General features: G+C 59.9%; 16 protein-coding genes, 2 tRNA genes and 1 riboswitch. Of the genes, 17 read left to right on the top strand and 1 reads right to left on the bottom strand.

Annotation, left to right across the window (positions count from 1 at the left end):
* Positions 1-119 precede the first annotated feature (119 nt).
* Genes B5F12_RS01090 through B5F12_RS01075 form a run of 4 tightly spaced genes read left to right on the top strand, consistent with a single transcriptional unit; the run spans position 120 to position 3,118 of the window.
* A complete protein-coding gene (locus B5F12_RS01090; protein WP_087228959.1) occupies positions 120-965 on the top strand; it encodes a hypothetical protein in 846 nt (281 codons plus the stop codon).
* Positions 962-1,789, top strand: coding sequence for a hypothetical protein (locus B5F12_RS01085; protein WP_087228956.1), 828 nt, complete (start codon positions 962-964; stop codon positions 1,787-1,789). Before B5F12_RS01090 ends, B5F12_RS01085 begins: the two co-directional genes overlap by 4 nt.
* Before the next feature lies 1 nt (position 1,790).
* A complete protein-coding gene (locus B5F12_RS01080; protein ID WP_087228952.1) occupies positions 1,791-2,432 on the top strand; it encodes an ABC transporter ATP-binding protein in 642 nt (213 codons plus the stop codon).
* Positions 2,429-3,118 carry a hypothetical protein gene (locus B5F12_RS01075; protein ID WP_087228949.1) on the top strand — a complete coding sequence of 230 codons (690 nt, stop codon included), beginning with the start codon at positions 2,429-2,431 and terminating at the stop codon, positions 3,116-3,118. The genes B5F12_RS01080 and B5F12_RS01075 overlap by 4 nt, the downstream gene beginning before the upstream one ends.
* A gap of 70 nt (positions 3,119-3,188) precedes the next feature.
* On the opposite strand, the gene rpmB is transcribed toward B5F12_RS01075, so the two are convergent.
* Positions 3,189-3,377, bottom strand: coding sequence for a 50S ribosomal protein L28 (rpmB, locus tag B5F12_RS01070; protein WP_087228945.1), 189 nt, complete (start codon positions 3,375-3,377; stop codon positions 3,189-3,191).
* Positions 3,378-3,543: 166 nt separating this feature from the next.
* Between rpmB and hprK the strand changes: the two genes are divergently transcribed.
* From hprK to prfA, 13 genes are all read left to right on the top strand, one after another.
* Positions 3,544-4,491 (top strand): HPr(Ser) kinase/phosphatase, encoded by a 948-nt coding sequence (gene hprK, locus B5F12_RS01065; protein ID WP_087228942.1) that lies wholly within the window; start codon positions 3,544-3,546, stop codon positions 4,489-4,491.
* 71 nt (positions 4,492-4,562) lie between these two features.
* Positions 4,563-6,392: a glutamine--fructose-6-phosphate transaminase (isomerizing) gene (gene glmS, locus B5F12_RS01060; RefSeq protein WP_087228939.1), complete on the top strand. Its 1,830-nt coding sequence runs from the start codon at positions 4,563-4,565 to the stop codon at positions 6,390-6,392.
* Between the two features lie 86 nt (positions 6,393-6,478).
* Positions 6,479-6,615: riboswitch (THF riboswitch) on the top strand.
* Between the two features lie 74 nt (positions 6,616-6,689).
* The gene (locus tag B5F12_RS01055) at positions 6,690-7,988 is read left to right on the top strand and encodes a folylpolyglutamate synthase/dihydrofolate synthase family protein (RefSeq protein ID WP_087228935.1); all 1,299 of its coding nucleotides are present in this window, start codon (positions 6,690-6,692) and stop codon (positions 7,986-7,988) included.
* A complete protein-coding gene (locus tag B5F12_RS01050; RefSeq protein ID WP_087228932.1) occupies positions 7,985-8,509 on the top strand; it encodes a folate family ECF transporter S component in 525 nt (174 codons plus the stop codon). Before B5F12_RS01055 ends, B5F12_RS01050 begins: the two co-directional genes overlap by 4 nt.
* Before the next feature lie 60 nt (positions 8,510-8,569).
* Positions 8,570-9,934, top strand: coding sequence for a sodium:alanine symporter family protein (locus B5F12_RS01045; RefSeq protein WP_087228929.1), 1,365 nt, complete (start codon positions 8,570-8,572; stop codon positions 9,932-9,934).
* A 77-nt stretch (positions 9,935-10,011) separates the two neighbouring features.
* Positions 10,012-10,103 (top strand) — tRNA-Ser (locus tag B5F12_RS01040).
* A 93-nt stretch (positions 10,104-10,196) separates the two neighbouring features.
* Positions 10,197-10,679 carry a DUF3592 domain-containing protein gene (locus B5F12_RS01035; protein WP_087228926.1) on the top strand — a complete coding sequence of 161 codons (483 nt, stop codon included), beginning with the start codon at positions 10,197-10,199 and terminating at the stop codon, positions 10,677-10,679.
* 335 nt (positions 10,680-11,014) lie between these two features.
* Complete coding sequence (locus B5F12_RS01030) at positions 11,015-11,962, top strand: cell wall hydrolase (protein WP_087228923.1); 948 nt, start codon at positions 11,015-11,017, stop codon at positions 11,960-11,962.
* A gap of 148 nt (positions 11,963-12,110) precedes the next feature.
* Positions 12,111-12,184: transfer RNA gene (locus tag B5F12_RS01025), tRNA-Gln, on the top strand.
* Between the two features lie 210 nt (positions 12,185-12,394).
* Entirely contained in the window at positions 12,395-13,441 is a 1,047-nt protein-coding gene (locus tag B5F12_RS01020) for a D-alanine--D-alanine ligase (protein WP_087228921.1), read from the top strand.
* A 23-nt stretch (positions 13,442-13,464) separates the two neighbouring features.
* The gene (gene murF, locus B5F12_RS01015) at positions 13,465-14,859 is read left to right on the top strand and encodes a UDP-N-acetylmuramoyl-tripeptide--D-alanyl-D-alanine ligase (protein ID WP_087228918.1); all 1,395 of its coding nucleotides are present in this window, start codon (positions 13,465-13,467) and stop codon (positions 14,857-14,859) included.
* A gap of 35 nt (positions 14,860-14,894) precedes the next feature.
* Positions 14,895-16,802: a ribosomal protection-like ABC-F family protein gene (gene abc-f, locus B5F12_RS01010; protein ID WP_087228915.1), complete on the top strand. Its 1,908-nt coding sequence runs from the start codon at positions 14,895-14,897 to the stop codon at positions 16,800-16,802.
* Between the two features lie 4 nt (positions 16,803-16,806).
* Positions 16,807-17,868, top strand: coding sequence for a peptide chain release factor 1 (prfA, locus tag B5F12_RS01005; RefSeq protein WP_087228912.1), 1,062 nt, complete (start codon positions 16,807-16,809; stop codon positions 17,866-17,868).

The following is a 17,868-nucleotide window of genomic DNA, read 5'->3' as shown; positions in this document are numbered from 1 at the left end:
GGGCAGAGCCAAAGAAGGTCTCAGTGGCCTGTAACGTTTTTCACTGTGTGGGTTCTAATAGATGAAAGCGAGGTTGCATAGCAAATGTGGGCACTGAGAGAAAAGGAGGGAAAGTGTATATGCTGATTCGTACCACACGATCGCAGATAGGATTTCTACTGCGGCAGAAGGAGGCAATTCTAACTTTTTGTGTGCTGATGCTGCTGATGTTGGCGAATTTTGTTCAGAACTGTCAGATGTTCCAGGGGCAGGATGTGATCAAACTGGCTCACACCACCAAGATGGGACTGTTGAGCTGGAACCGGGCCAGTTACAGTGCGGACCTGGCTCTTTTATTTCAACAGATATACCCCCTCTTGGTGGTGTGTCCGGCTGGCTTTGTGCTGGCCAAGGAGCGGGGAACCCAGGAGCATATCCTCATGATCACCCGCATGGGCAGTGGTATGTACTATTTCAGCAAACTCTTCTCTGCTTTCATCGTGACGGCAGTGGTGTTTATTATTCCATTCTTGGTGGAAATTCCCCTCCATATCATTGCCTTTTCTACCAGGCCCACCTGGGACTTAAGCCATTGGGGGGCGTATGAAACACAGTATATTGCAGAGGTGCGCAATTACCTGTTTTCTGGTTTGTACATCCGCTCCCCCTATGGATATGCCGTGGTGAAAATAGTGCTGTTCGGACTGTTCTCAGGGTTGATGGGGGCGTTTAGCGTGGCAGTATCTGCCCTGTACCGGGTGAAGTTTCGTATCACTGTACTGCTCCCCGTCTTCCTCCTTCTCAACCTCAGCGTTTATGCTCCGGTGATATTGCGGAATATGGAGGGATTAGTGGCTTGGAATGTCATCCTCATGCTCCATGAGGATGCAGTAAAGAATGTTCCAGTGTTCCTGGCGGTGCTGGTGCTGGTGTTTTTGGTCAGCGTGGGTGGGACCTTCTGGGCTGCTAGGAGGGACCAGCTATGAAGCTGCGGAGGTATGGCTGGTATGTGGCCATTGGAGTGGTATGTGGAGGGCTGTTGAGCTTGTCCCGCATCAATCCCTACGACGGACAGATTACGCTCCAAGATTTGGTGCTCCAGCTCTCGGGGTCACGAGGGGACTTCGTCATGGAGCTCTACTATGGAGCCATGGTGGACTTCGGCTTTTTGATGCTCCCCTTTTTTCTCTATCAGTTCTACGGAGGCATCCAGTTGTACTGCCAGTTCTGTGTGGCCAGCGTGTATGTCTTTTCCCGCACCACTAACCGGGTGAAGTGGTATTTCACCGAGCTGTGGGGGATGTGCAAGGGGCTTGTGGTGCTCCAGGTGTTTCTCCAGGGTACCACCCTTCTGGTAGCTGCCCTGCGCTGGGAGGTGATGTGGACCACAGAGGGGTGGGTTCTGTTGGGAATCCACGTGCTACTCTTTACCTTGTGGACCCTCACCATGGCCTTGGGAGTGAATCTGTTGTCTCTCATCTGGGGGAGCAGCGCTGGATTTCTGGTGGTGTTTGCCCTCCAGGCGGGCATGTTGGCGGCGCTGTGTACTGGGGCGAAACTGGAGCCCGCCGACCCCGCTCTGGGGAGGTTGCTGTTTCTGGACCCCATTTCCCGGCTGGTGATGGGGTGGCAGAGCGGGGGAGCCTTTGGTTTAGAGGGTGACCTGCCTGCGGAATACGGTCACGTGCTCACGCTGTCCGGCTCCCTGCTGCTGGTGGCGCTGATGACGGCGGCTGTGTTGGTGCTGGGACTGGTGGCTATCCAGAAAAAAGACATCTTGGTGTCCAATCTTGAGACGGGAGGGGTATAGTATGATTTTGACCGCAGAACACATCTCTAAGACCATTCGTGGAAGGGAGATTCTCAGTAACGTGAGCCTGGAGCTGCACAGCGGAAAGGTGTACGGCTTTGTGGGCCGCAACGGCTCGGGCAAGACCATGCTGTTCCGGGCCCTCTCCGGTCTCATGGGCCTCACTTCCGGGACCGTGCGGTGGGGAGACCAGGTGCTGAAACGGGACTTTGCGGTGCTCCCCAATTTGGGCATCGTGCTGGAGAACGTGGGATTATACCCTAATCTCACAGGGTTAGAAAATCTGCGCTATCTGGCCAACATCCGAAAGAAGTGTACTCAGGAGGACTTGCGGGCTGTGCTGGAGCGGGTGGGGCTGGACCCCGACGACAAGCGCACTTACGGGAAATATTCTCTGGGTATGAAGCAGCGGCTGGCCATTGCCCAGGCCATCATGGAGCAGCCGGACGTGCTCATGCTAGACGAGCCCACCAACGCCCTGGACAGCGAGGCGGTGGTCCAGGTGCGGGACATCATTACCCAGGAGAAGGAGCGGGGGGCTCTGGTACTCCTGGCCAGCCACAACTATGAGGACATCCGCCTGCTCTCCGATGAGGTGTACCACCTGGAGAGCGGCAGGTTGAGAGAGGAGGGCGTGGGATGAAAGCCAAGTGGTTTCTGCTGCCCATGGCAGCTCTGACGGTGGCTGCCGCTGTGTACGGTGGATATATCCGAACGACCCTCACAGACTACACTGAGGAAGGAAACTGGGAAGAGTATCAGGTGGCCCCTATGCCGGAAGCGGCGGGTATGGAAAAAGTGCGTACCATGCGTGAGTGTTTGCCCTCGGCCCCCTACATCCTGCGGGTAGAAGTGCTGGGAGACTTGGAGCTGACCAACGGTACCGGGCAGCAGAAGGTAAAGGTGGCCCAGGTCTATGCCGGGGAGGACTTAGAGGTGGGGCAGGAGTTTTACCTCTATAGCTATGCATGGTGGGTTAGTCTTTCAGAGAATTACAAAAGCCTAGAGCGTGCATATGTCAATGTTTTGGAAGTGGGACGAGAGTACCTAGTATTTGTAAATGGAGAGATTGATACTTTGAATTCCTCTATTCCGGTCTATCGCTGTATGGAGGGAGTTATGCTTCCGGATGGCGGATGGATGGACTTTATGTCCCCGGTGTTTTGTTATGACAACATCGAGAATGTTCCGGTTGAATACACTGGGAAATGGGAGTCTGGCGTGACCTACACCCAGGGCCGGGACAACGAGTTCTTTGGAGCCACCGACAAGCTCATTGAAGCCTGGGAGCAGCTCAAAGCGGAGATGCTCCAGAGATATCCCCGCTGACACATTGCCCATACAACGACGAAAGCCCTGTACCATGCGGTACAGGGCTTTGAGTCATGAGTGTATGGAATTACACAGCACGGGTGACCTTGCCGGAACGGAGGCAGCGGGTGCACACATAGACGTGCTTGGGGGTGCCGTCCACCACAGCCTTAACGCGCTTGACGTTGGGCTTCCAGGGACGGTTGGAGCGGCGGTGGGAGTGAGAAACCTGGATGCCGAAGTTCACGCCCTTACCACAAAACTCACATTTGGCCATATCTACAAACCTCCTCGCTGGTTGGAATTACATTCATACGATAACTACGATATCTTACCAGAAACTTAAGAGAAAATCAAGGGGCATTTTTCAAAAAGAAGTATTTTTTTCGTTGGGGCTTTGTGGTAAAATAAAGGAACAAAACGCGAGGAAAGGGCGTGAAATCATGGGAAAAGGGCCTACCATTCGTTTGGGCACCATCATTGACCAGTTTCATCTTGAGGTGCTGTACGGCCCGGAGGGCTACCGGGACCGCCAAATCTCCATCCAGGACGTGAACCGTCCCGGCCTCCAGATGACGGGTTATTTCGACTACTTTGACCGGGAGCGTATGCAGCTGCTGGGCCTGGTGGAGTGGTCTTACTTGCAGGAGCGCACGGCAGAGGAGCGCATGGAGCGCTTTGACCAGCTGTTTTCCTATCACACCCCGGCGGTGATTATCGCCCGGGGCCTGGAGCCGTACCCGGAGTGCATGGGGTCGGCCAAGAAGTACGACCAGGTTCTGTTGCGCACCAAGGAGAATACGGCGGATTTCATGAGCACCCTCATCGCCTACCTGCGGGTGGCTCTGTCTCCCACCATCACCCGCCACGGCGTGCTGGTGGAGGTGTACGGCGAGGGCGTGCTGCTCATGGGCGAGTCCGGCGTGGGCAAGAGTGAGACCGCCATTGAGCTTATCAAGCGTGGCCACCGCCTCATTGCCGACGATGCGGTGGAAATCCGCCGGGGCTTCAACAACCGCCTGGTGGGCACCGCCCCCGAGCTCATTCGCCACTATATGGAGCTGCGAGGCATTGGCGTGGTGGATGTCCGCCGCCTGTTCGGTATGTCCGCCGTCAAGTTCGAGACCAACATCGACATGCTGGTGAAGCTGGAGAACTGGCAGGACGGGGCCATGTACGACCGCCTGGGTGCCGACGAGTTTTTCACAGAGCTGATGGGTGTGCAGCTGCCAACCCTCACCATTCCCGTCAAGCCGGGACGGAATCTGGCGGTCATCCTGGAGGTGGCGGCCATGAACAACCGTAATAAGAAGATGGGCCACAATGCGGCGCTGGAGTTCACCCGCCAGATTGACGCCCACATTGATGGTCAGCTCTCTTCGGACCGATGAGGACACCTGGACACAACGCCTTTCCGGGCGTTGTGTCTGCTTTTCAGGAATTTATATAAGGAGGAAGCGATATGTGTGGAATTGTAGGATATGTGGGGAGGGAGCAGGCGGCGCCCATTTTGTTGGACGGCCTGTCCCGCCTGGAATACCGAGGGTATGACTCCGCCGGAGTGGCGGTATACCATGACGGACAGGTGCGGGTGGCCAAGTCCAAGGGACGTTTGCAGGTACTCTCGGACATGATCCAGGGCGGACGTGCCATTCCGGGCACCATCGGCATCGGTCACACCCGTTGGGCCACCCACGGGGCGCCCTCGGACACCAACTCCCACCCCCATGTCAGCCACAGCGGCAAGATTGCGGTGGTGCACAACGGCATCATCGAAAACTATGCCCAGCTCAAAAGCTTCCTCCAGGCCAAGGGGGTGCCCTTTGTCTCTGAGACGGACAGCGAGGTGGTGGCCCAGCTGGTGGAATACTTCTATGAGGGGGATCTGCTGGCGGCGGTGGGCCGGGTGCTCCACCGCATTGAGGGCGCCTATGCCCTGGGCATCCTGTGCTGCGACCAGCCCGACCAGCTCATCGCCGTGCGCAAGGACAGCCCCCTGATTTTGGGGCTGGGGGAGGAGTCCAACTTCCTGGCCTCTGACGTCACCGCCATTCTCCGCCACACCCGGGACGTCATCTATATGGAGGACGGGGAGGTGGCGGTGCTCACCGCCCAGGGCATCCAGTGCTACAACAGCCTGCTCCAGCCCATCACCAAGGAGGTCGCCCGGGTGGACTGGGAGGTGGACGCCGCCGAAAAGGGCGGCTACGAGCACTTCATGGCCAAGGAGATCATGGAGCAGCCCGAGGCGCTGCGCCGCACCATCTTCCCCCGCATTCAGGACGGGGAGGTGTACCTGGAGGACTTCGCCCTCACCGATGAGGAGATCCGAGACCTCCAAAAGCTGTACATTGTGGCCTGCGGCTCCTCCTACCATGTGGGCATGGTGGGCAAGTACCACCTGGAGCGGCTGCTGCGCAAGCCCGTGGAGGTGGCCCTGGCCTCCGAGTTCCGATACATGGAGCCCATTGTGGATGAGCACACCCTGGTGGTGGTCATCAGCCAGTCCGGCGAGACCCTGGACACCATGGCCGCTCTGCGGGAGGCCAAACGTCTGGGGGCCAAGGTGCTGGCCATCGTCAATGTGGTGGGCTCCTCCATCGCCCGGGAGTCTGATGTGGTGCTGTACACCTGGGCCGGGCCGGAGATCGCCGTGGCCACCACCAAGGCGTATAGTACCCAGCTGGCGGTGCTCAACCTGTTGGGGCTGTACTTTGCCCGGCGACTGGGCACCATTGAGACGGAGGAGTACCGGGACATTTTGGGCCAGATGCTCCTGCTCCCCGCCCAGATGGAGGAGGTGCTGGCCCAGAAAAGCCAGATCCAGTATCTGGCCTCCCAGTACTTCAACCACGAGTCCATCTTCTTCATGGGGCGCAACGTGGACTATGCCCTGGGCCTGGAGGGGTCGCTGAAGCTCAAGGAGATCTCCTACATCCACTCCGAGGCCTACGCCGCCGGAGAGCTGAAGCACGGCACCATCTCCCTGATTGAGGACGGCACACTGGTGGTGGCGGTGGGCACCTACGGGGCCCTCTTTGACAAAGCGTTGAGCAATGTGGTGGAGGTGAAGAGCCGTGGAGCGGACGTGCTGGCCCTCACCACCGCCAGCCATGCCCAGCGGATGGAGGAAGTGGCCAACGGCATGATGCTCATCCCCGACACCCACCCCATGCTGCTGCCCTCCCTGGGCGTGGTGCCCCTCCAGCTGTTTGCCTACTATGTGGCCCTGCACCGGGGCTGTGATATCGACAAACCCAGAAATCTGGCCAAGTCGGTTACCGTGGAATAAAACTCCGTTCACCCTCGGCCTTATGGCCGGGGGTGAAAATTTGTCTTGCAATTTTCGGGGCAGAGGAGTACACTGACAGACAAACAGGCAGAGTAGGTGCGCACGTGTGGTGCTCTCCCTTGGGGGAGAGACAGTGCCGGCGGGACGGGGAGTTGTCCGCCGGACGAATAGCACGAGGGGAAATCCCCCCAGGCTTGCAGTGTGCCCACCGCATCCCGCTGCCGCATAGCGGAGCCATTGTCCCTCCTTTGTGCGGCGTTCCCGTTTCCGGGCTGCCCGTGCAAAGGAGGTATTTTTATGGACAAACACCCGCCCCTGACCACAGGGGCACAGGCAGTGGAGTATATCCACTCCTTTTCCTGGCTGGGCAGCCGCCCCGGCCTTTCTCGCACCCGGCAGCTGCTGGCTGCCATGGGCAACCCGGAGCAGCAGCTCCAGTTCATTCACATTGTGGGCACCAACGGCAAGGGCTCCACGGCGGCCATGCTGGCCTCGGTGCTCACCGCCGCTGGCTATACCACGGGCCTGTACACTTCCCCCTACATCCACCACTTTGAAGAGCGGATGACGGTGAACGGGGCGGAGATCACCGGAGACGAGCTGGCCGCCATCACGTCCTGGGTGGGAGGGCTGGCCGACCAGATGGAGGAGCATCCCACCGAGTTTGAGCTGGTGACCTGTGTGGCCCTGGAGTTCTTCCGTCGCCGGGGCTGTGACATCGTGGTGCTGGAGGCCGGTATGGGCGGCCGCCTGGACTCCACCAATGTCATCCCCGCCCCCCAGGCGGTGGTCATTACCAACATCGGCCTGGACCACACCGCCCAGCTGGGCAATACCGTGGAGGCCATTGCCGCCGAGAAGGCGGCGGTTATCAAAGATGGTTGCCCCGTCATCCTCTATGAGCAGAAGGAGAGCGTCACCCAGGTGGTGCGTGAGGTCTGTCAGGCCCACGGGGCCTCCCTCACCATTGCCCGCGCCCAGGACGTGGTCCTGGACCGGGAGAGCCCGGAGGGGCAGTGGTGGAGCTGGAAGGGTCAGTCCCTCTTTGTCCCTCTGCTGGGGGACAACCAGCGCCACAACGGCGCTGTGGTGCTCTCCACCCTGGAGGCCATTTCCGCCAAGTATCCCGTCTCGCCCCAGGCTCTGGCCCAGGGGCTGGAGCGGGTGCGCTGGCCCGGCCGATTTGAAGTCCTGTCCCGTAACCCCTGGTTTGTGGTGGACGGGGGGCACAATCCCCAGTGCGCTGCCACGGTGGCGGACAACCTGAAACGCTATTTCCCGGGAAAAGCCCCGGTGCTCCTCATGGGAGTGCTGGAGGACAAGGACCGGGCGGGGCTGTGTGAGCTGGTGGCCCCGTTGGCCCAGGCCTTTGTCACCATCACGCCCCCCAGCCCTCGGGCGCTGGACGCTGAAACTCTGGCCCACGAACTGACGGCCTACGGAAAGCCGGCCTATGCTGCCGCCTCCATCTCCCAGGGGGTGGAGCAAGCCATGGAGCTGGCGGTCGCGGACGGGCTGGTGTGCGCCCTGGGCTCTCTGTACTCTGTGGGAGAGATTCGCACCTGTGTATTGTCGAAAAAGGGAGATTTGTCATGAATAAAAAGTTTTCGGTTCTGATCTTGGCCCAAGTGGCCGTTTTGCTGGCCATGGAGGTGGTGCTGTCCCGGTTCTTCTCCATCGCCACCCCCATCACCAAGTTTAGCTTTGCCTTTGTGCCTCTGGCGGTTTGCGGCGCCCTGTTTGGCCCGGTCTGGGGCGGCGTCATGGGAGCCTTAGCGGACCTGCTGGGTGCCATCCTCTTTCCCATCGGGCCCTATTTCCCCGGCTACACCTTAAACAATGCCCTCCACGGGGTGGCTCTGGGCATGGCCCTGAAAGAGGGACGGAGAAAGTGGTGGCAGCTGGCCCTGGCCTTGGTGTTCAACCGCGTGGTCATCGGAATCTTCCTGGCGGCTTTGTGGGGACACATGCTCACGGACAATCCCTACTGGGCCGTGGCGGGCGCCCGTGTGGTACAGGCTGCGGTGATGGCTCCGGTGCAGTTTATCATCATCCGACTCATGCAGCGCCCGGTGGAGCGGTACGCCGACCTGTCCCACAGACGGGGCATGGCGTAATCTCTGATTTCATAATGGATACCATGTCCGCATACCTTCTTGGATAGGAGGTGTGTGGACATGGCTTTTTTATCCCAAATCAGCGGTGTGCTCTGGGGTGGCCCGCTGTTGGTGGGCTTTCTGGCGGTGGGGCTGTACTACTCCCTGCGCACAGGATTCTTCCAGATCTTCGGTCTGCCGGTGTGGTGGAAGCACACGGTGGGGGCACTGTTTCAACGGCAAAAGGCGGAGCAGGGGGGAGTCACCCAGCTGCAAGCTCTGTCCACGGCCTTGGCGGCCACCATCGGCACTGGCTCGGTGGCGGGTGTGGCGGCGGCCATCTTCTTCGGCGGTCCGGGGACGGTGTTCTGGATGTGGATGTCCGCCCTGCTGGGGATGATGACCGGGTGCGCAGAGAAAATCCTGGCCATTCAATACCGGGAGAAGGACGAGAAGGGCCAGTGGCGGGGCGGGCCCATGACCTACATCCAACTGGGACTGAAACTGCGGTGGCTGGGCTGTGTGTACGCTCTGCTGTGCGTGGCGGAGACTCTGGTGGGGGGCAACCTGGCCCAGGCCAATTCCATCGCCACCGCGCTGGAGCGGTCCGTGGGGCTTTCCCCGAAAGTGGTGGGAGTGGTGCTGGCAGTGGTGGTGTCGGTGGTGCTCATGGGGGGCATCCGCCGGGTGTCCCGGCTCAGCCAGCTACTGGTGCCGGTGATGGCGGTGATCTTCATCGGCGGCGGGGTAGGGGTGATTGCCGTCAATGCCCAGAAGCTCCCCCAGGTGATGGAGCAGATTGTCACCTATGCCTTTGCCCCCAAGGCGGTGGTGGGGGGCTACTCCATAGGCCTTGCCCTGCGCTACGGATTGGCCCGGGGGGTGTTCAGCAACGAGGCGGGGGTGGGCATGTCCGCCATGGCCCACGCCTGTGCCCAGGTGGACCACCCGGGAAAACAGGGCATGTGGGGCATCTTTGAGGTGTTCTTTGCCACCCTGGTCATCTGCACGGTCACGGCGCTGGTGATTCTCACCTCTGGGGTCTACGACCCCGTGGCTGCTCAGAACATGATTGTGGTCGGGGAGGTTCCCCGGGAAATGCTGGGCAGCAACCTGGCCGCTTCCGCCTTTGCCTCCCTGTGGGGGAAGGCAGGGGAGTGGATGGTGACGGTGAGCCTGACCCTTTTTGCCTTTACCTCTCTGGTGGGGGCGGGATACTATGGGCGTCGGGGGGTGGAGACCCTCACCAAGTCGCCCCTGGTGTTGGGGGTGTACCATGTGGTGTTTCCCCTGTGCGTGGTGGCGGGGGCTGTGGGAGACTTGGCGGCGGTGTGGGAGCTGGTGGACCTGTGTAACGGCCTGTTGGCCATCCCCAATCTGGCCACCCTGTTGCTGCTGTCTCCAGTGGTGCTGCGCACCCTAAACCAGTGGCTGAAGAAAAAATAAAAAGAATTTGAAAAAAGGTGTTGACATTGGCGGAGAATCTGGTATAATGACCTTCGTTGACCCGACAGAGGCCACAGGGAGTGGTATCGAAGAGGTCATAACGAGCACGATTGGAAATCGTGTGACGGCCAAAAACCGTCCGAGGGTTCGAATCCCTCCCACTCCGCCAAAACCCCGAACGTTTTGCGTTCGGGGTTTTCCTTATTCCATATCCTTCCGCTCTTTTCACAAATTATGGCCAGGTTCTAGGAGTGTAAAAAGTATGAGTATGCAAATTCGCAGTAAAAAGGATTTGAAAGAAGCGGTGCCTCCGTTTCTGGCATTTTTAGGTATGTTCGTTATCATCTGTGCGGTGATGTTCCTGTGGGGGGGAATTGCCGATTACCAGGTGCGGCAAAAGCAGGTGGATTGGCCTGTGGTAGATGCTACAGTCATGCATGTGGATGAAGAGAGGAGAACCACACATAGTCACACAACATATACAGAGTATACGATCCATTACCAGTATTCAGTTGATGGACAAGTATACGGTGGAAATTTTGAGCAGAACAGGGGGATGCAGGTGGGTGAAACCATACAAGTCAAGTACGACCCCGATGATCCTGCGTACTCCACCGATGTACTAGAGCCGTCCCTTTCTTCCATCGTCATCGGTTCTGTGTTGGCAGTGGCAGGGGTCACAGCAATCATAGAGGCAAATGTTCTGGAGAAAAAGCGAAAATTGGTAGACGCTCGATGTGAGTAAGCGCGGCGTATTATAGGGAAGGCATTCCAGGCGGAAGCGGCTGTTTTACGGCCGCTTCCGCCTTTTCTGTTTTTTGCCCCAGTGACCCCACCAGAAGGCAGGGAGAGAAGACAGCTGGAGCGGGTCCTGACCCGGAAAATCGTTCTCTATATTTTTGTGTGCAAAACGCACAAAAACGGGAAAATATGGTCAAAATTTAGATGACCTGTGTGTATGTTGCCTGAAAGGGGCGAGATGTTTAGTCAAAATGACGGAGCAAAAGGGTTGCAAAGCGGTTTAAAATGGGTTACAATACGGTTACAATTTGACAACAAATTGAAACAAGGAGCGATTGAATGAATGTGAAGGTGACCAGCGCAATGCTGGCGACACTCATGGCATGCACATTGATCCAGCCCAGTAAAGCAGTTCAGCCTCAGGTTTCTGAGCCCGCTGTCGTCGAGCAGTTGGGCAGCGCAGATGAACTGATGGCCGTGGTTTCTGCCGAGGCGATCGTGGCCCGGCAGGCCGCAGAGAACATCCAGCACCCCCAGGGCATTGGCCTGTATCTTGACTCCGTCGCACTGTTGAACGTGGGGCGTGAGATGATCGGGGGAGAGTGTTACGTAACCGTGAAATCTTTCCTGGCTGCCGCCCAGCCCCAGGCTGTGGTGGAGCAGGTGGACGGCGGTGTGTCCGTGTCCGCCACCGACCCGGCGACCCAGGAGACTCTGCAGATGTCGGTGTACGACGGCGCCTGTTATGTGGTGGCCAACGACCGCTATCTCTATCTGGACCAGGGTGTGGTGAACCTGAACGGGGATCTGGCGATTCCCGTGGATACCCTGGCTGAGATTCTGAACCTGAAGCTGGTTCGGGACGATGCCACCGGGTACATCCGCCTGTACACTCAGGAGGGCCAGGGCTATATCACCCCTGGCAGTGCCTATTACAACAGCAATGATCTCTATTGGCTCTCCCACATCATCTATTCGGAGAGCGGCAATCAACCTATGGCGGGGAAGATCGCAGTGGGCAACGTGGTGATGAACCGCGTGGCCAGCTACAAGTTCCCCAACACGGTGGAGGGCGTGATTTTCCAGAAGAATCAGTTTAGCCCTGCCTCCAGCGGCTCCATTCACCGCGACCCCAACTGGGAGAGCGTGGTGGCTGCCAAGCTGGTGCTGGACGGAGCGGTGGTGCTGGATAACGCTCTGTTCTTCAACCGGGCAGGCCTGGACTGCTACGCCTCCCGGAACCGTGCCTATGTGGCCACCATTGGCGGCCACTCCTTCTATGCCTAACGAGTGTCCTGTGCCCCCCAACTTGGGGGGCACAAAATTTTTTTCAAAAAATCGAAAAAAGGGGGTTGACATTTTTCGTATACGTGCTATACTAAGCAAGGCTCAAGCGAGCGGCGCAAAACGAAGCACAAGACAAACGAACAAACATAGCGGATTAGTGTAATGGTAGCACACCAGACTCTGACTCTGTTCGTGAGGGTTCGAATCCTTCATCCGCTGCCAAACGGACATGACCAAGGTCATGTCCGTTTTTCTTTTTCTCAGAAAAACCCACCTCTTGCCTGGACCGGGGCAAAGTGATATAATAATTTGCTAATATGGGTATCCCCGGGATAAACGAGGCCTGGGAGTCATACCTATGAAGAGAAGAGTGAATGCTTTGTAGGGACCGAATGTTCCATGGAGTGATTCCACCGATAAAGGAGAATGGTCATGAAGATTGTGGTATTGGCGGGCGGACTGAGCCCGGAGCGGAATGTCTCGCTGTCCAGCGGCTGCAAGGTGTGCACCGCCCTGCGCCAGCGGGGGCACCAGGTGGCCTTTGTGGATATGTTCCTGGGCACCCACGCCCCGGTGGAGACCCTGTTTGACGCACCTCTGGATGAGGAGCTGACCCGGGTGGGCCGGGTGGCCCCCGACCTGGAGCAGGTGAAGGCCTCTCGCACTGACGAGGGCGCCAGCCAGTTCGGCCCCGGAGTGCTGGAGCTGTGTGCTCAGGCGGACGTGGTGTTCCTGGCCCTCCACGGAGCCTGCGGCGAGGACGGCCGGGTGCAGGCCGCCCTGGACCTCATGGGCATCCCCTATACCGGGTCCAACTACCTGGGCTCCGCCATCGCCATGGATAAGGACCTGACCAAGCGCATCGTGGCCCCTCTGGGGGTGCAGACCCCCAGCTGGGAGCTGGTGGACTATACCGCAGCGGACATCCCCGGCCTGGTGGAGCGTCTGGAAGTGCCCTGCGTGGTCAAGCCCGTGGACTACGGCTCCTCCATCGGCGTGTCCATTCCCCGCACCAAGGAGGAGCTGCAGGCTGCTCTGGAAGAGGGGCTGGAGCTGGGCGGCCGCTGTGTGGTGGAGCAGTACGTGTCCGGCCGGGAAATCCAGGTGGGCATTCTGGAGGGAAAGGCCCTGCCGTCCATTGAGATCATCCCCAAAGAGGGATTCTATGACTATGAGAACAAGTACCAGCCTGGGGCGGCGGACGAGATCTGTCCCGCCCAGATTCCCCAGCAGTGGGAGCAGCGGCTGGCCGAGGCCGCTTTGAAGGTGTTCCACGGGGTGGGCCTGGCGGTGTACTCCCGGGCGGACTTCATTGTCACCGAGGACGGCACCCCCTGGTTCTTGGAGATCAACACCCTGCCCGGCATGACTCCCACCAGCCTGCTGCCCCAGGAGGCGGCTGTGGTGGGCATCGACTACGGCACCTTGTGCGAGCGCATCATTGAGGCATCCTTGCAGGCCCGCAAGGCGGGACACTGAGGACCAGTAAAGGAGAAGAAGAGATGGAAGCTTTGACATTGGCGCAGCTACTCCAGGCAGTGGGCGGCACCCTCATCGGAGGGGAGGCCGACCTGAATCAGACGGTCACCGAGGTGTGCACCGACAGCCGCAGTGTCCCACAGGGCTGCCTGTTCCTTCCCCTGGAGGGGGAGAGGTTTGACGGCCACTCCTTCATCAACAGCGCCCTGGAGCAGGGGGCGGTGGGGTGCATCACCGCCCGGGAGCGGGAGAGCTACCTGCCGGGGAAGTTCTACATCAAGGTGCGATCCACCCAGCGGGCCCTGCGGGACCTGGCCCGGTACTATAAGGAGATGTTCCACATCCCCTTTGTGGCGGTGACCGGCTCGGTGGGCAAGACCACCACCAAGGACATGGTGGCGGCGGTGTTGGGGGCCAAGTACAAGGTGCTGAAAACCGAGGGCAACTTCAACAATGACATCGGCCTGCCCCTCACCCTGCTGCGCCTGGACCACACCCACCAGATCTGTGTGCTGGAGATGGGCATGGACCACGCCGGGGAGATCGACTACCTCAGTGAGCTGGTGGAGCCGGATGTGGCCCTCATCACCAATGTGGGGGACTCCCACATTGAGAACCTGGGCAGCCGGGAGGCCATCTTTGCCGCCAAGTGTGAAATCTTCAACCATCTCAAGGCGGATGGCACCGCCATTCTCAACGGGGACGACCCCATGCTTTCCACCCTCAAGGGCAAGCTGCCCCAGACCACCTACATGGTGGGCAGCGGGGAGGGGCTGGACTACACCGCTTTTGACATTGACAGCGACGGAGCCAGCCACATCTCCTGCCAGGTGAAGACCCCCCACAGCAAGTTCCAGGCGGATATCCCCGCCCTGGGCACCCATATGATCTACCCCACCCTCATGGCCACCGCGGTGGGCGAGCTGTTCGGCATGGAGGCCGACGAGATCACCCGGGGCATCCGGGCGTTCCTCCCCACCAAGATGCGGATGAATGTGGTCAACTGCCCTGGGGACGTGGTGATTTTGAACGACGCCTACAACGCCAATCCCCAGTCCATGCGGGCAGCTGCCGCCGTGCTGGGCGACGCCAAGGACCGCCGCCGTGTGGCCGTGGTGGGAGACATGAAGGAGCTGGGCGCCAATAGCGCTATGTTCCACCAGGCGGTGGGCGGCTACTTTGCCCAGGCCGGGGTGGAGCGGCTCATCGCCATTGGTGACCTGGCCAAGCACATGGCCCAGGGAGCCGTCCAGGCGGGCATGAGCCAGGAGCAGGTCTCCTATTTCCATGACCTGGAGGAGGCCAAGGAGGCACTGAGCCGGGAAATCCGAGCGGGGGTGACCATTCTGGTCAAGGCCTCCCGGTCCATGGCTTTTGAGAAGATTGTAGACTATCTGACGGCCCAGACCCAGAAGTAATAATGGGTTAGAGGCCGGTGGACGAGGAGAACGGAATGATTGATATACAGTTGACCGGCCTGGTCAAAGAATTTGAAGTGGGCAGAAAAATCCTGGACGGGTTTTCCCTCCAGGTGGATACCGGGGAGCGGGTGGGCCTGCTGGGCCGCAACGGCGCCGGCAAGACCACCATCTTCCGCATCATCACCGGCGAGGTGGAGGCGGACGAGGGCACTGTTACCATCGCCCCCGGCAAGCGGGTGGGCCTCATCTCCCAGATTCCCGTCTACCCCGAGGGGTACACCGTGGAGGACGTGCTGGACACTGCCTTTGAACGCCTGCACAACATCGAGCGGGAGCTGGCCGAGCTGGGGATGAAGATGGGGGACCACCCCACCCAGAGCGTCATGGAACGCTACGACAAGCTCACCGCCGCCTTTGAGGCGGGGGGCGGTTACCACACCAAGACCCAGCTCAACAAGGTGTGCAACGGCCTGGCCATTGACCAGGATATGAGAGGACGGCTCTTTTCCGCCCTGTCCGGCGGCGAAAAGACCCGCATCAACCTGGCCCGTCTCATCTTGGAGGATACGGATATCCTCCTGCTGGACGAGCCCACCAACCACTTGGACCTCAACGCCACCGAATGGCTGGAGGAGTATCTGGAGCACTTCCCCGGCACCGTCCTGGCCATCTCCCACGACCGATGGTTCCTGGACAAGGTGGTGCGCCGGGTGGTGGAGCTCCAGGACGGCAAGGCGGAGTTGTACTCCGGCAACTACACCTTCTACGTGGAGGAGAAGGAGCGGCGGTACCAGGAGCGGCTGCGCCAGTATGAGAAGGAGCAGGCCAAGATCGCCCAGCTGGAGCAGGCCGCCCAGCAGATGCGCCTGTGGGCCTTCCAGGGCAACGATAAGCAGTACAAGCGGGCCATCAACATGGAAAAGCGCATTGAGCGCATGAACACCACCGCCAAGCCCACCCGGGAGAAGAAGATGACCACCCGGTTTGGGGAGCGGGAGTTCCACGGAGACGAGGCCATGGTGGTCACCGGGCTGTCCAAGCGCTTCGGGGACCGTACCCTCTTCTCGGATTTGAATCTGGAAGTGGCGGGGGGCGAGCGCATCGCCCTGTTGGGAGACAACGGCACCGGAAAGTCCACCTTCCTGAAAATCCTCATGGAGGAGGAGGCCCCGGACCAGGGCAGCATCTACCTGGGCCCCTCCATCCGGGTGGGGTACCTGCCCCAGATCATCCACTTCGATCACCCGGAGCGCAACTTGGTGGACACCATGCTCTACGCCCAGAACTGCACCACCCAGGAGGCCCGGGACCGTCTGGCCTCCTTCCGGTTCCGGGGGGATGACGTGTTTAAGTCCGTGTCCACCCTGTCCGGCGGTGAGCAGTCCCGGCTGCGGCTGTGCATGCTCATGGACAGCAAAATCAACCTCCTGGTGCTGGACGAGCCCACCAACCACCTGGACATTGACTCCAGAGAGTGGATGGAGGAGGCGGTGGCGGAGTACGGGGGCAACCTGCTCTTTGTCTCCCACGACCGCTATTTTATCGAGAAGTTTGCCACCCGTGTGTGGATGCTGGAAGACGGCAAGATTCAGGACTTCCGGGGCACCTACGGGGAGTTCCGGGCCTGGCGGGAGCGGCAGGCCCAGCTGAAAAACGCCGCCAAGGCCCAGGTGCAGCCGGAAAAGCCCAAGGCGGAGGAGAAACCCAAGCGTTCTGGCGGCACCAAGGAGCTGGAAAAGCAGGTACGGAGTGCGGAGCGGGCGGTGGAAAAGGCGGAGATCCGCCTGGACGAGCTCACGGGTGAGCTGGAGGCTGCCGCCAGCGACTACCTCAAGGCCCAGGAGCTCTACGAGGAGCGCAGCCGCCTGGAGGACGAGCTGGCCCACCTGTATACCCAGTGGGAGACCCTGGCTGCCCAGCTGGAAGAGGCCAAGGGGTGAGAACATGACGGACAAACTCAGAGGCATTGAGCAGCGGTACGGGGAAATTGAGGCCCGTCTGGCTGCCAACGAGACCTATGAAGACCCGGACCTGGTGTCCCGGCTCAACAAGGAGCAGCGGGAGCTGGAGCCCTTGGTCACCGCCTACCGCAGCTGGTGCAAGGCAGGGGAGGACCTGCGGGGAGCGGAGGAGCTGCTCTCCGACCCGGACTTTAAGGACCTGGCCCAGGAGGAAATGGCCCAAGCCAAGGAAGAACTGGAGCGCCTGGAGCAGCTCATCCGGGAGCTGCTGTTGCCCCGGGACCCCAACGACGACAAAAACGTGATTGTGGAGATTCGTGCCGGAGTGGGCGGGGAAGAGTCCGCCCTCTTTGCCCACTCTCTTACCCGCATGTACACCATGTACGCGGAGAAGCGGGGGTGGAAGGTGGAGGTCAACAGCATCAGCGAGACCGAGCTGGGAGGCGTCAAGGACATCTCTCTGACCATCTCCGGGGACGGGGCCTACTCCCGGCTGAAATTTGAGAGTGGCGTACACCGGGTGCAGCGGGTGCCGGAGACGGAATCTGGGGGCCGGGTGCACACCTCCACCGCCACCGTGGCGGTGCTGCCGGAAATGGAGCAGGTGGACGTGCAGCTCAATCCCGCCGATGTGGAAATGCAGGTCTACCGGGCCTCCGGCGCCGGAGGTCAGCATGTGAACAAGACCTCTTCGGCGGTGCGCCTCATCCACAAGCCCACGGGCACAGTGGTGGAGTGCCAGCAGGAGCGCAGCCAGTTCCAGAACCGGGAGAAGGCCATGCGCATTTTGGCCTCCATGCTCTACGACCAGGAGCAGCAGCGCATTTCGGAGGAATACGGAGACCAGCGGCGCAGCCAGGTGGGCTCGGGCATGCGCAACGAGCGCATCCGCACCTACAATTTCCCCCAGGGGCGGCTCACCGAGCACCGCATCGGGCTGACCATATACAAATTGGACGCTGTCATGGACGGAGATCTGGACGAGATCATCGACGGGCTCATCACCGCCGACCGGGCCCAGCGGCTGAAACAAGGAGAGGGCTAG

The organism is Pseudoflavonifractor sp. An176, assembly GCF_002160435.1.
Classification (GTDB): domain Bacteria; phylum Bacillota; class Clostridia; order Oscillospirales; family Oscillospiraceae; genus Enterenecus; species Enterenecus faecium.
This window is presented reverse-complemented; position numbering and strand designations above follow the sequence as displayed.

Coding starts and splice junctions, on each gene's coding strand:
- abc-f (WP_087228915.1), top strand. CDS start 14,895: ATGATTGATATACAGTTGACCGGCCTGGTCAAAGAATTTGAAGTGGGC.
- B5F12_RS01055 (WP_087228935.1), top strand. CDS start 6,690: ATGGACAAACACCCGCCCCTGACCACAGGGGCACAGGCAGTGGAGTAT.
- B5F12_RS01035 (WP_087228926.1), top strand. CDS start 10,197: ATGAGTATGCAAATTCGCAGTAAAAAGGATTTGAAAGAAGCGGTGCCT.
- B5F12_RS01050 (WP_087228932.1), top strand. CDS start 7,985: ATGAATAAAAAGTTTTCGGTTCTGATCTTGGCCCAAGTGGCCGTTTTG.
- murF (WP_087228918.1), top strand. CDS start 13,465: ATGGAAGCTTTGACATTGGCGCAGCTACTCCAGGCAGTGGGCGGCACC.
- B5F12_RS01080 (WP_087228952.1), top strand. CDS start 1,791: ATGATTTTGACCGCAGAACACATCTCTAAGACCATTCGTGGAAGGGAG.
- B5F12_RS01030 (WP_087228923.1), top strand. CDS start 11,015: ATGAATGTGAAGGTGACCAGCGCAATGCTGGCGACACTCATGGCATGC.
- B5F12_RS01045 (WP_087228929.1), top strand. CDS start 8,570: ATGGCTTTTTTATCCCAAATCAGCGGTGTGCTCTGGGGTGGCCCGCTG.
- rpmB (WP_087228945.1), bottom strand. CDS start 3,377: ATGGCCAAATGTGAGTTTTGTGGTAAGGGCGTGAACTTCGGCATCCAG.
- hprK (WP_087228942.1), top strand. CDS start 3,544: ATGGGAAAAGGGCCTACCATTCGTTTGGGCACCATCATTGACCAGTTT.
- B5F12_RS01020 (WP_087228921.1), top strand. CDS start 12,395: ATGAAGATTGTGGTATTGGCGGGCGGACTGAGCCCGGAGCGGAATGTC.
- B5F12_RS01085 (WP_087228956.1), top strand. CDS start 962: ATGAAGCTGCGGAGGTATGGCTGGTATGTGGCCATTGGAGTGGTATGT.
- prfA (WP_087228912.1), top strand. CDS start 16,807: ATGACGGACAAACTCAGAGGCATTGAGCAGCGGTACGGGGAAATTGAG.
- glmS (WP_087228939.1), top strand. CDS start 4,563: ATGTGTGGAATTGTAGGATATGTGGGGAGGGAGCAGGCGGCGCCCATT.
- B5F12_RS01075 (WP_087228949.1), top strand. CDS start 2,429: ATGAAAGCCAAGTGGTTTCTGCTGCCCATGGCAGCTCTGACGGTGGCT.
- B5F12_RS01090 (WP_087228959.1), top strand. CDS start 120: ATGCTGATTCGTACCACACGATCGCAGATAGGATTTCTACTGCGGCAG.